This is a genomic window from Streptomyces sp. CA189, from assembly GCF_056428985.1.
Window position 1 is genome coordinate 37,727 of sequence record NZ_JBWJVM010000048.1, and the last position, 14,178, is coordinate 51,904.

Consider the following 14,178-nt stretch of genomic DNA (forward strand, 5'->3'; position numbering starts at 1 on the left):
ACATGTCCATCACGCCGGTTGCCCCTGCCCCTGAGCCGCCCGAGTCGCAGTCGCGGCTGGGGCCGATCGGTCGCGCCCGCGCGAGCGTCGAGGCCATCGAGATCCTGCTGCGGCTGCGCGAGGACCAGGTCGAGCCCACAGAGGGCGAGCTCCGCGCGCTGCGCGAGTGGCCCGGCTGGGGGCCGCTGGCCCCCGCCCTCGCGCCGAGTCGCGAGGGGACGTGGGCGGAGATCGGCGAGCAGCTGCAACGGCTGCTGTCCCCGCGGGAGTACCGGCACGCCGAACAGGGCACGCCCACCGCCTACTACACCCCCGACCGGATCACCGAAGCATGCTGGTCGGCCCTCCAGGGTCTCGGGTTCAACGGCGGCCGGATCCTGGAGCCCGGATGCGGCGCGGGCACCTTCATCAGGCACACCCCGGACGGGCTGCCCGTCGACTGGTTCGGCGTCGAGCGGGACCCGACGACCGCGGGCATCGCCGCCCTGCTCCACCCGGGTGCCGAGATCATCAACGCTCGGCTCCAGGACGCCTCCCTCCAGTCCAACTCGGTGGACGCGGTCCTCGGCAACGTGCCGTACGGGAACTATGCGGTGTCGGACGAGACCGCCCCGAAGGCGGTCAAGGCCTCGATCCACAACTACTTCATCTGGCGTTCGGTACAGGCATTGAGGCCGGGCGGTGTGGCGATCCTGCTGACCTCCCGCTACACCATGGACGCCTCCGATGACACCGCTCGGCGGGCCATCGGCAAGCACGCGGACCTGCTGGGCGCGATCCGCCTGCCCAACGGCGCGCTCGCCGAGGGCGGTACCGGCGTCCTGGCCGACATCCTCGTCGTCCGCCGGCGCGACACCGACGAGCCTGTCGACGAGAGCTGGATGGGCACCAGCGCCGTGCCCGGCGTCGGCGATCAACAGTGCAACGACTACTTCCTCGCGAACCCCTCCCACGTGCTCGGCGAGTGGGAGCAGGGCCGGGCCGCCCAGTACGGTCACACCCTGGCGGTGAAGGCCCCCGAGGACCAGGACCTCTCCGCCGTGCTTGGCGAGGCCTTTGCCGACATCACCACCAAGGCCCGCGCTGCCGGCCGGGAGTGGAAGGTCGCGGCTGGCGCCCAGCCCTGGACGGCGGACAACCTGCCTTTCCCGGTCCGTGAGGACGGGCGTAAGGAAGGCTCCTTCCACCTGGTGGAGGGCAAGCCGCACGAGGTCATCGAGGGCGAGCTCGTCGTCGTTCCGCGCGCGGGCAAGGAGTTGCCCAAGCTCATCAGGTTGCGCGACGCGACCGTGGCGCTGATCGAGGCGGAGACCAACCACGACACCCCCGACGAGCAGCTGGAGCCGCTGCGCGCCGAGGTGAACCGCCTCTACGACCTGTACGTCCGGGTGCATGGCCCGATCAACCGGTTCACCATCGCGCAGGGCGAGGTCGACGAGGAGACCGGCGAAGCTGCCGTCAGCCGCCGCTACCCGCGCCTGGGCGGCTTCCGCCGCGACCCCGACTTCGTGGCAGTCCTCGCGCTGGAGGACTTCGACGACGAGACACAGACGGCGGCAAAGGCCGCCTTGCAGACCCGCCGGGTCAACAAGCGCATCGAGCGACCCACCTCGGCGGAGACCCCCGAGGAAGCGCTCTCCCTCTGCCTCAACTTCCGTAACCAGGTCGACGTCCCCTACATCGCGCAGCTGCTGAGCATCGAGCCCGGGCAGGTCGCCGAGGCGCTCGGGGACCTGGTCTTCATCGAACCGGACACCGAAGACCTCCTCACGGTGGGCGAGTACCTGTCCGGGCCCGTCGTGGACAAGCTGGAGCGCGTTGAGTTCCTCCTTTCCCAGGGCCGCGAAGACCTCCAGCGTCATGCGGATGCCCTGCGGGAGGTGCAGCCCGAGCCGCTCCAGCCCGAGGACATCAAGGCCCGGCTCGGCGCCCCGTGGATTCCGGTCGAGGACGTCACCGCCTTCGCCGAGGAGCTCCTCGGCGTGGACGTCGACATCACCCACGTCGCGAAGACCGCGACGTGGAGCGTCGACACCCCGATGACGATCCCCGAGGCTGCCATCAGCGAGTGGGGCACCAATCGGGTCAACGCCTTCGAGCTCCTGGACCTGGCTCTCAACGGGCAGAGCCCGAAGGTCTACGACATCGTGCGCACGGCGGAGGGTGGTACGAAGCGGGTCCGCAACGACAGGGCCACCCTGCTGGCCGAGACCAAGCTCACCGACCTGCAACGCAACTTCGCGAGCTGGGTGTGGGAGGACCCCGAACGGTCCGATCGGCTGGCGGCGGACTACAACCGCCGCTTCAACAGCACGGTGCTGCGCAAGAACGACGGCAGCCATCTGACCGTCGACGGCCTCGACACCGGGTTCATCACCCCGTACGCGCACCAGTGGGACTTCGTCCAGCGTGTCCTGTCCGCGAACGAGGGTTCCCTGTGCCCGTTCCCCGTCGGTGCGGGGAAGACGGCCACGATGTTCATGACGGCGCTCAAGCTCAAGCAGTTGGGCCTGGTCAGCAAGCCGATGGTGGTCGTCCCGAACCACTTGTTGGAGCAGATCGCGCGCGACGGCAAGAAGCTTTTTCCTCAGGCCAACATCCTCATGGCGGGCAAGAGGGACCTTGCGGACGCTCGCTCCCGCATGCTCTTCGCGGCCCGCTGCGCCACCGGCGACTGGGACACCATCGTCATGACGCACCAGTCCTTCGGACGTCTGGGCGTGCACCCGGTCACCGAGGCGACGTACCTGGAGGAGCTGGCCAACGACTACCGCGAAGCGCTCGGTGCGATCGACGGCGACGACGGCAACCAGCGGCGCATCAAGGAGATCGCCAAGCAGGTTGATCGTTTCGACGCCCGCGCCTCCGACCTGCGGTCCAAGGCCGTCGACGCCGGAGTCACCTACGAGAACCTCGGCGTCGACTTCCTCCAGGTCGACGAAGCCCACCTGTTCAAGAACCTCGCGCTGCCGGCCACGACCGAGGGCATGTCGCTCGGCAAGCCCTCCAAGCGGGCCACCGACCTCGACCTGAAGATCCTCGTCACCCGCGAGCGCACCGGCCGTGACAACGTGGTCGCCCTCTACAGCGGCACCTTCATCTCGAACTCCGTGCGCGAGATGTACGTCTTCAAGCACTACACGATGCCCAAGCGCCTGGAGCAACTCGGGCTCGGCAACGCGGACGCCTGGGCGGCCAACCACATCAACTTCGAGACCCGCCCCGAGGTCGGCGTCGACGGAGTGTCCTTCCGTCTCAAGCGGCGGCCGGTGGACTACGTCAACGCGGACGAGGCCGTCGCCCTGCTCAACGAGGTCGCCGAACTGCGGCCCCGCGAGGACTTCAAGATCGAACGGCCGGAGCGCGAGGAGCGCTTCGTCGAGATCGAAGCCACCCCGAACCTGATCCAGTACGTCGAAGGGATCTCCGCCCGGATCGACGACATCCAGGACGGGAAGGTCAAGCCGTGGCAGGACAACATGCTCAACGTCATCACGGACGGCCGCAAAGCCGCCCTGGACCTAGAGCTGGTCGGCCTGGCCCCGGACGGCCCCGGCAAGGTCGGCGCAGTCGTCAGGAACGTCCTGGAGATCCACAACCAGACCAAGAACCTCAAGTTCCCCGGCGACGCGGAGGACGTCGAGGGCGCCTTGCAGCTGCTGTTCTGCGACCTGGGCACCCCGGGCAAGGAGCGGGGCAGCCAGGTCTACGGGAAGATCCGCCGGGGCCTGATTGCCGGACTGCCGGACGAGGGTCTGCCAGGCATTCCGCGCGAGCGCATCAAGTTCATCCACGACTACAACTCCGACCTCGCCAAGGAGCAGCTGTTCACCGACAGCCGCTCAGGCAAGGTGAACGTCCTGTTCATGTCCTCCCAAAAGGGCGGGACGGGCGTGAACGTCCAGTCGCGCGGTGTCGCCCTGCACCACGTCGATCCGCCGCACCGGCCCGACGAGTGGGAGCAGAGAGAGGGCCGACTCGACCGCCCGGGCAACAAGATGATCAAGCTTGGGAAGCCGGTCACGTTCCTGCGTTACCTGGCGCTGCACTCCTTCGACTCGTACATGTTCCAGCAGCTGGAGCGCAAGCAGCGGCCGATCGTGCAGATCCTGTCTGGGCGCAAGGTCGGCCGCGTCATCGAGGAGATCGACGCCGTCGGCGCTGGCTTCGGCGCGGCCAAGGCCATGGTTTCGGGCAACCCGCTGCTGATGGAGCTCACCACCGTCAACGGCCAGCTCCAGACCCTGCTGAACGAAGCCGACGGCCACCGCCAGTCGCAGGGCCGCATGCAGCGGAAGGTGGAGCTCCTCGACCAGGAGATCGCCCAGGGGGAACGCTCCCTCGCGCCCATGCAGGCCATGGCCGACGCGGTGACGGCGGCCGCCGATGACGACACGTGGCGTACTGCCGACGGCCGCCTGGTTCAGCCCGATGACGTGGCGGCCGCTCTCGCCGAGTCCGCACAGGGCGCCCGGTCCACTCTGGACCTGGACGCCGGGTACACCTGGCGCGGTCTGTCGGTCGGCTTCACCTGGCACCGCAAGCAGCAGTTCGGCAACCTCGCCTACGAGTCGTACGCGCACCTGGTGGTCCCCGGAGAGCACCAGGTCGACGTCCGGCTGAACCTGCCGTGGTTCGGCAAGGGGCAGACCTGGCGCATCACCAAGGCCCTGGGGGAGGCCGCCGACGCTGCGGTGAGCGCCCCGGACGAGCTCCGCGTCAAGGTCGCCAAGATGCGTGCCTCGCTGGAGGACACCCGGCCCCACCTGGGCCGTCCCTTCGGCAAGCATGCCGAGCTGGAGGACGTCCGCGCACGCAGGGCGTCCCTCGAAGCGCAGATCGCGGACGTTGCCGTGTCCTCGGGCCGTGAAAGTGGGTCGGGCCCGCAGTTCGACCCGGGGGCCGCCGGCGCGGAGATGACCGAGACGGACATGGCGATGCACGACGCCGCCGTCATGGTCGGCATGATGGGCGGATCCGCCGTCGTCCGCAGCGAAGGTCAGATCGTCGGCACCGTGCGCACCCTGCGCGGTCCCGCGCCCGCCGACGAGCCGCCCCGGCCTCACCTGGAGAACGCGGACCGCTGGGACGAAGCCCTGAAGGCCGTCGTCGACGCGGGCCTCGCCGATGCCGACGTGATCGCGTGGGCCCAGAGCAACGCCGCCGACAGCGCGTTTGTCGGGGCCTTCGGCGAGTGGACTCGGGCGTGGGTGGAGCAGTTCGCGAACGCCGCCCAGGACCGGCCGGAGTGGGTTCACGCCTACCTTGACGACCGTGCCTACGCCGTGCGGGACGAGCTTCACAGTCAGGCCGCGTTCGCCGTCCGACAGCAGGCCCGTGCCGCCGGCGCGGAGCCCGCCCCGGCTCGGTCTGCGTCGGTGACCACCGCCGATGGCCCGCAGCAGGCGGAGCCCGCGCCCGAGATGGTGAAGGTCGCGGCCATCCTGCGGTACTACGAACCGCTCTTCGAGCGACACGGCCTGACCGGCGCGTCCGCCGCGGCCAACTACGTCACCCGCCCCGGCTACGGACACGACTACGACCCGGACAGCCCCCTGCCCGACCTCGCCGACCGGATCAGCGGGGCGGCAGACCGCGCCCGGGGGCAGTTCCGCACCGGCCCCAACAGCAGCGTGACCTACGAGGTCGGCCAGGCCCGACAGGAAGCCGGGGAGCTGCTCGGCGACATCTCGATCAGCCTCGTCAACCTCATGACCGACACCGGTGAAGGGTACGGAGCGGTCGACCTTGACGCGATCCTCGCGGCCGCGCCCGGGACCGTCGTCACCCTGCCACCCCTGTCCTCCACAACGCCCACCCCTCGGACTGCCGGGGAAGCTGGAACGGGTGCGGCGCCCGCCGCCCCCGCCCCGACGCCGCCGGCCGCCCCGGCCCCAAGGCCCGAGCCCGCACCGCAGCCGGAACCTGCACCGCAACCCGCGGCCGCGATCAGCAGACTGACCGACCCACACCTGTGGGAGGAAGGCCTGCGTACGCTCCTCGCCGGCGCTGAAGGCGTCGAGCAGCTGGAGCGGGCCGCTCGCGCCAACGACTCCACCAACTTCGCCATCGTTTTCGCCGACTGGGCCGAGGACTGGCTGTTGGACCAGTACACCGATCCCACCGCCGACTGGCCGGAGTGGGCACGCCGCTACTTCGGTGCCGGTGAGGAGGCGTACCAGGATCGCGAGCGCCTGCACGCCGCAGCCTCAACCGCCGTCTACGAGCAGCTGCGGACCACGCCCGCTCCGGCCCCGGCACCCGCTCCGGCCCCGGCGCCGACTCAGCTGCAAGATCTGATCGACGGCTTCGGGGATCGGGTGGTGCTCGGGCACATCGGCGGCCCGCAGGCGGCCCGCACCCACCAGTCCGCCGGGTGGGCCATCCGGGCCGTGCTCAGCGAAGAGCAGATGCTCGGGCTGGTGAGCGCGGTCGCCGTGGATGGGCAGCCCGTGAGCACGGAGTCCGGGGTGTCGCCCACCGAGCGGATCCGCGAGTGGATTGTCGAGCAGCAGCAGGCACCGACGGCGGCGTACTACGCGGACACCTCCAGCTCGCTGCCGCCCGCCCTGACTGGCAACGGTGAGGTGCAGCTGTCGACCAACGCCGAAGGGCTGACCATCGCCCAGCGGGACGTGCGCACCACGATCCTGTGGGAGGAGCTCCCGGCCTGGATCGACGCCGCCGTCGCCCACGACACCGCCAACCGCTCCGCGTCCCTGCCCGCGTGGCGCTACGGCCGCCTGGACCACGAGCTGCACTTCCGGCGCGACGAGGAGAACCAGGCCCGGGCCCTGGCACTCAACGCCCTCTACCTCGCCCTGCGCGAGACCGCCCCGCCCAGCGACGAACAACTCGCCGCATCCCGCGACCGCCACGCCCCGCCGGCCGCGACGGTCACGACGGAGAAGGCCGAGCAGCAGAACGGGCCGGAGCCGGAACAGACGGCCGAGCCGCTTCCCACCGTGCCGGTACCCGGCGCCGAGGGGTACACGTACCTGGAGACCGGCCGCACGGTGGCGCTCTACGACGGCACCGGCGAACAGGTCGGCCACGCGAAGTGGAGCTACACCAAGTACCAGTACCTGGGCGACGTCCGAGGGGACGAGGTCCGAGGGACCGACGAAGCCGCGGTCGTCGCGAAGCGCATGGCCAACCATCACGCCGTCGTCTACGGCGCCGCCGTGCACCGTCCCGTCCTCGACGACCAGGGCCGTGATCCGGTCTGGATTCTCCACAACGGCGCCGACACCCTCGTCTACGGCATCAGCCCGGAGGACAAGACGGCCGTGGCTGCGCTGTGGACCGGCGGCGGCTTCAAGAACTCCCGCAAGGTCGGCGGCTACTACCTGCCCCGGACCTGGAAGGAACCGACCCGCAAGGGCCGCGTCGACACCGCCGTGCGCGTCCTGACGGCCGCAGGCCGCACCGTGATCGTGTACGCGGACCGGGAGGAGCGGCGGCGCCTCGACGCGCCCGTCGGGCTGCCGGTCCTGGAGGTCACCGCGCCGAACCTGGACGAGGTGCCGAACCTCTTCGCCGCACCCCCGTACGCCGACGAGGCCGAAGTGCAGGCGGACGTCGCGACCCTCGCGGACGCCTACGCCCGATGGGCCGAGCTGCCCACCGTGCAGGCCTACAACAACGAGGACCGTGCCGCCCGGCCCGACGGGTGGGGCACCCCGGCGAACCCGTTCGCCGAACTGCGCGTTGCCTACGCGCGGGCGGAGGGCGCACTGCGCGGCGACGCGCTGGGCGGCCCGCCCGAACTCCTGCGCCGCATCTACGGCGTCGCTGCCTGGAGCCAGGCACTGGAGCCTGTGGTGGAGCAAGACCTCCTTGATCCCCTGCAAGAGCTCTACGAGGCCGCCCACCTGCTGGCCGCCCGCTCGCAGGCAACGATCGAGTCCGTGGCCCCGGCGGCGGCCGCGCCCCAAGAGGCCACGGAGCAACAAGTCGACGCTCCACAGCCGCCGCTCGAACCCGCTCCCGCAGGCGCTGAGCGGGAGACGACCGTCGAAACCGCAGCCGGGCAGGGACAGGAGCGACAGCAGCCCCCGGGCGAGGGCGACGCAGCAGCCCCCGCCGAGGAGCAGGGCGCGGCGGCCGAGCCCGCCGACTGGTGGGCGGGGGCCAGCAGCGAGGAGCTGCCCCAGGGCTACCAGCCCTACGCGGACGACTCGGTGGAACTGCTGGAGGGCGACACGGTCCGTATCGGCTCCCGCCGCTACATGGAGGACACGACCCTCCTGTTCCACACCCTCACGATCACCGAGGGCCCCGACCGGGACGGCTACTACATCGGCATCGCCGAATCCGGCGCCAGTCGCCGCTTCGCCCCCCGCGCCATCGTCGCCGTCCCCGACAACTCCCGCCTGCTCGGCACCACACCGCCGCCGGCGGATCCCGATCCCCAGGAGCAGGCGCCTGACCGTGCCACGGACACCACCACGCAGCTTCCTCCCGCGGCCAGTACTCGGCCGGTGGCCTCGTCGGCCGGTGGCGACGTTGACGGGCAGCTCGGCCTGTTCGGTGCGGAACCCGGCCCGCCGTCGGCGGCAGAACCCGACGAACAGACGCTCGCCCAGATGCGCATGATCACGGTGGTCGGCGCAGCCGGAATCCGCTACTCCCTGTTCGGAAGCTGGACGGCGGGTGCGCCGGAACCTCTCCGATTCAGCATCCACCGCCTGTCCCGCGGGGTCACGGGCACCATGGACCACTCCGGCACGCGCGAGGAGTGCCTGGCGTACATCGAGTCGGAGGCTGCCGTACGGTCGGCGGCCGAAGCGGTGGACGAGAACGCCGAGCAGCAGGCGGCCGCACTGGCATGGCTCAGCGAAGCGACAGCCACGGACAAGCCGCCGTCCGCACCCCTGGCGCCGACTTCGGCTGATGGGGTGACGCCCCCTTCGACACCGCAACCGGCAGCGGGCGGACCGGCCGCGCCACAGGATGCCGCGGGCGAGCCCGTTGCGCCCGCCGCTGCCAAACCTGCCCTGGACGAGAACGCAGTGGAGCGGCCAAGCCCGGCTCCGGTGTTCGGCCCGCTGGTCACGCTCGGGATGAGGGAGGTTTCCGGGGGCCAACTCGTCTTCCGCGTCGACTCGCCGGCCGCTTCCCAGACCCTTGTACTGCCGGGCCTTTCGACCGCAGACCTGCCGGGGCTGACGCTGCCCATCGCGGCAGAGGTGCCCATGCTGATGCGCGCGGCACAGCTGGCCGAGCAGCTGGTGGGCAGCGAGGAGACGGCGGCGTGGCTCGATGAGCATCTGTCGGACGGCCCGTTTGCCCCGGCCTGGAGCACCGGCCAGGTGCAGGCGGTCCTCGTCGTCGTGGTGCGTGACACCCTGCGGGACGGCATGGCGCCGAGCGTGGATGACGTCGCCACGTGGCTGGTGAACACCGCGGTGGAGCACGACGGCTTGCTCCAGGCCGCACATGCCGCTGCCAGTCTGGACGAGTTCGGTCCGGAGTTCGCCCGGGCCGCCGACGCCCTCGTTGCGGACGGTGCCTCGGAGCACCTGCTGTGGACCTTCCTCGGAGAGGAGGGTGCCCGCCGGGCCCAGGTGCTGGCTCTGGCCACGCCGGACGCCTATGAGCAGCTCCTTGCCGTACCCGCTCCCACCCCGCTCCCTGAGCGGGCCGCTGTCCCGACACCCACGGAGGCGGCCGCGCTGCCCGCCTTGGAGGTGGAGCCGCCGATGCTCGACGTTCCGGCCCTCGGTCCCGCCGAACCGTTCGCCGACGACGCTGAGCTCCAGGCGGAAATCACACGGTTGCACGAGGTCTACGAGCGGTGGCTCCAGCTTCCCGCCGTCCAGGGCTACCTCCAGGACGACCGCGAGCGCCGGGGCGAGGGCCTGGCACCCACGACCAATCCGGTCGGCGCCCTGCACGATGCCTACGCGAGCGCCCGGGGCGCGCTGGAGGCGAGCGCCGACATCAGCAGCCCCGACCTGGTCCTGGGGCGCATCTATGCCGTTGCCGCGTGGAGCCGTGCCCTGGAGCCCGCCGTGGACGAGGAGCTGGCCGCCCCGCTCGGCGAGTTGAGTGCGGCGGCGCACGAACTTGCTGCCCGCTCGCAGGCGACGATCGAGGCCTTCGCCGCCGAACAGACGCCGACCCAACCGCCACCGGCTCTGCGAGCCGTGGCGCAGGAAGCCGCACCGGCGCCGGCGCCAACGGACTCGCAGGGCGCCGAACCTCGCCCAGAGCAGACCGCGGACGACGCGGCGCCGGCCGAGGGGCAGCGCCAAGGTGGGCCGTTCCTCCCGCAGGGCTTCGCACGTTTCGCGCGGGTCTACTACGACGGCGAGGAGTACGGGGTCGAGTCCCTGTCAGAAGACGGCCAGACCGTCCACACCAGGGGTGGATCGTCCTTCCCGCGGGCCGAGGCCACCCCCACCGCGGAGATGCCTCCGCTCGTTGACCGGCGCCTCGCTCCGGGCTGGAGCGAGTACGAGTACCAGGGCCGCACCTACCGTGCGGCGATCCTTCCGGCTGAACTGTCCCGGGGACGGCTGGCCACACTGGCCGCCATCATCGTGGACGAGGACAACGAACTCGTCGGACGAAGCTTCGGGATGCCCTTCTCCAAGCAGATCTACTGGGTGCACGCCCATCCGGGGGTCCCCAGTCAGGACGTGCGCGGGTGGCTGGGGCTCGGCGGCGAGTCGATGTGGCCCCCGTACAGCGATGCGGAGAAGGCCTTCATGCTCGCGGGACCGCCCCCCGAGCAGACTGCCTTCGACTTCGGCGGCGACGCGTACACCGAACAGGACACCGAAGACCCGCAGGACGACGAGCTGAACGAAGAGGGCCTGGCGCACGACGTCGACGACGTCGATGACCCGGAGTCCGAGGTCGCCGTGCCGGGCGAGGAGACGGAGATGCCCCCGGACACCCCGAAACAGACGGAAGCGACGAACCCGGCCGCCCAGGACGCGACCCCCGAACGTGCCGAGCCAGGACAACCCCAGAACGACGCGGCACCCGGGGCCGCCGTGCCGGCCGCGCCTGAAGCCGAAGAGCAGACCCCGGCGGAGCTCCCGGCCTCAGACCCGTTGCCCGAGGAGGTACCGACGGCCCAGGAAGGCGCCGTCGGTGACGGAGTCGAGTTCGAGGACCCGCCCGAGCCGCAGCGCTTCAGCACTTCGGTCCTCCTGGACTACGAGGAGCACGTACTGGTCCTGGAAGGCGTCGACGGGGGCGGCTACGACCGGGGCGAGCTGCTTCGTGAGGGCGTGAGTATCGCCACCGTCCATCGCACGTTCAGCGGGCAGTGGTACGCCCGGATGCAGCTGGACACGCCAGACATCACGCGCGCGGTTGACGCTCCGCAGACCGCGGCCGAGAACGCGGCCGTCATGTTCTCCGTCTTCACCAACACCCCGCTCAGGCCTCCCGTGGTCGCCGCCTCGGGAGGCGACGTCCAAGAACGGCTCGACCAGGTCCGCGGCGAGCTGAGCGACTTCGCCGCCGTCCACGGCCGCAGCATTGCGACTGCGGCGAGGCTGATCTCACCGGGCTACGCGCAGAGCCCGCTCTATGTGGAGCTCGCCGCCCGGCTCGCCGACGTGGCCAACTCGCAGGGGAGCGGGGTCCGGATGATGGCCGCCGACCTCGGCGGCGTAGAGCGGGCAGTGAATGCGTGGGGCCAGGCCCTGCCCCCGTCCGCGAGCAGCGAGATCCGGTCGGCCATGGTCTTTCCTCTCGCGCACGTGCTGTTCGATGTCCGCCAGCTCCAGACCCGCCTCCAGGTGACCGTGGAGGCGGCACAGCAGGAACCCGCCGATGCAGCAGCCGAGCAGCACGCCGTGCCCGCACCCGACCTGGAGCGTGCTGCAACCCCGACCCCGAGCCAACCGGCTGCCCCGAGCCTCGACCTACCGGAGGACCACCAGATGGCCACACCCGCCCCTCCCCAGACACCCGAGACCGGGGAGCCCCTCACGCCCGCCGCGCCGGAGACAGCTACCCCCATCGAGCAGCCGACCGCGTCAGCAGTAGCTGCGCCGGCGGACGGAGCCACCGAGCCTGTGGTGGGGGCGCCGCCCGTGCCCCAGTTCACAACCTCTGCCTCGCTTGCCACCGACTCCTCCTACCTGCTCTCCGTGAGCGGTACGGTCGGCCAGCTCCCCGACCGCGGTGAGCTCCTAACACAGGGCGGCGCCCGCATCGCCGTGCTGAACCTGGCCGATGGCGGGCAGTGGGTCGCACGGCTGGCCGTGGAGGGTCTGCCCGACGACGAGACCCTCCCCGCCGGCAACCCGCAGGAGGCGGCGGACAACGCGGCCTTGATGTACTCCCTCTACACGGGAGCGGCCTACGGTCCGATGCCGAGCGCGGTCACCGAAACTGACCCGCAGGCGGCCGGGGACGTGCTGCGCGAGGAGATGGAGACCCTGGCGTTCCTGCATCGCTCACGGCTGGCCAGTGCCTCCGCCCACATTCCCTTCGCGGATCTGGCGCCCTTCAACGCACTGGATGAGCGGCTCGCTCAGCTGGGGCTCGCCGGTGCCGAAACACACGACTCCCGACGGATGGCCGCCAACCTCGACGCGGTCCGGGAGGCGGCCGGAGCATGGCGGCGGGCTCTGCCCGAGGCCGGTCGCCCCGCTCTGGCCTACCCACTCGCGCACCTGGCGTACGACGTCCGCTCTTCCCAGCTGCGTCTGGCCACCACGGTGGATGCCCTGCGGGCAGAAAGCTCCGCCGCCCAAGCGGCCCCCGCCGCCGTGATCCCTGCGGCCGCTTCGCCGCAGCCCGCGCCCGCGCCGGCCGAGGAAACACCCTCCGCCGAGGCGCCCCAGTCGCCCGTGCCGGCCGCAGACGTGGAGGAACTGACCGCCGAGGCGCCCGAGGCACCTGCCGAGGAAGCAGAGCCCGCTCCGCCGGTGCCCGCGGTGGTGGCGGACGACGTACCTGTCGTGCAGGAGCCTGTGCCCGCAGGGCCTGAGGCGCTGGTCGGCGAAGCCGTGGAGCCCCCGGCGGCTGATGGCGGCGAAGCGGCCACGGAGAAGACGGAAACGTCAGTAGCAGCCGACGCGCCCGCGCCGCCTACCGCCGACGCCAAGCAGCCGGACGCACTTCCCGCCGAGGAGCCCGCCGCCTCGGCTGACGAGGAGCACGACCTCGCCGACGTTGGCACGGGCACCCAGGGCGAACCGGTCCCTCCGGTTTCCGAGGTGACGGAGGCCGCCGAGGTGGCGGCACCACGTGCAGAGCCCCCGCTCGCAGCGCCCGCGGTCCCGGACCCGCCGCAGGAGCCGCCCGCACCGCTGTGGGGGACCAAGGAATTGCCGGTGTCCGCGTACGCGGGCGGGCCGGAAGGGAACGAAGAACGCTCTGAAGCCGCGGCCGCGGTCGACCTCGTCGCCAACTTCCAGCAGTTCCGAGCGGCCTGGGACGCGGTAGTGACGGACGGCGGCACGTCCGATGAGCTCCTCGACGAGGTGCGGCCCGCCCTGGCCACCCTCCAGAGCTTCATCAACGAGCCAGTCGACAGCGCACCGGCGCCGGGCCCTGCCGTCCCGCCGGCGCGGCAGGAGTCGCAGGGGGAGCGTGACGGGCAGCAGGAAGCGGCAGCGGTCACCGAGGCCCTGCGGCAGGCGGATACCCACGAGGCATCGCTCAGGGACCTGCCCGAGTGGCAGAGAATCCAGACGGTCCGCGGGGCGATGGGGCACCTGTTCACCGTCATTGCGAAGCGGGCCGGGGAGCACATCGACCAGCTCCTCGGCGACGAGCGGGCGACCACCTTCCTGCGGGAGGTGTCGGCCCGTGTCTGCGACAAGGTCGCAGACTTGGCCCAGACGGCCGCCCGCAAGCTTCGCGGGGATGATGCCCGGCGCGGCGAGCTCCCCAGCGCCGAGGCGCTGCTGCGACTCGGAGACGCCGCGACCGCCTACAGCACCCCGCGCCGCGGTCGCGGTGGTACGCCGCCTGCGGACGCTGAGACGGTCCTGCCGGCCATGCAGAAGTTGCAGAAGATGGGCGAGGCACTGGCCAAGCCGATGCCGGGACGGGGGAAGGTCTCGGCATCGGCCGCCAGGTCCCGGTCGGCAACAGCGAAGCGTCCCACCAAGAAACCCGCCCCGGGCAGCACCGAACAGGCGCCGCACCTGAGGCGCGGCGGCCCCGACCAGCCCCCGCCCAGGAAGCCCACGCGGTAGC

1 protein-coding gene is annotated in these 14,178 nt (G+C 71.3%); it reads left to right on the top strand.

Annotated features, from left to right (window positions below):
• Nucleotides 1-2 precede the first annotated feature (2 nt).
• Nucleotides 3-14,177 (top strand): hypothetical protein, encoded by a 14,175-nt coding sequence (locus tag AC061S_RS29160; RefSeq protein WP_478688873.1) that lies wholly within the window; start codon nucleotides 3-5, stop codon nucleotides 14,175-14,177.
• Nucleotide 14,178 lies beyond the last annotated feature (1 nt).

Bases quoted from the DNA above. Each gene is read 5' to 3' on its own strand.
- AC061S_RS29160 (WP_478688873.1), top strand. From the start codon at position 3: ATGTCCATCACGCCGGTTGCCCCTGCCCCTGAGCCGCCCGAGTCGCAG.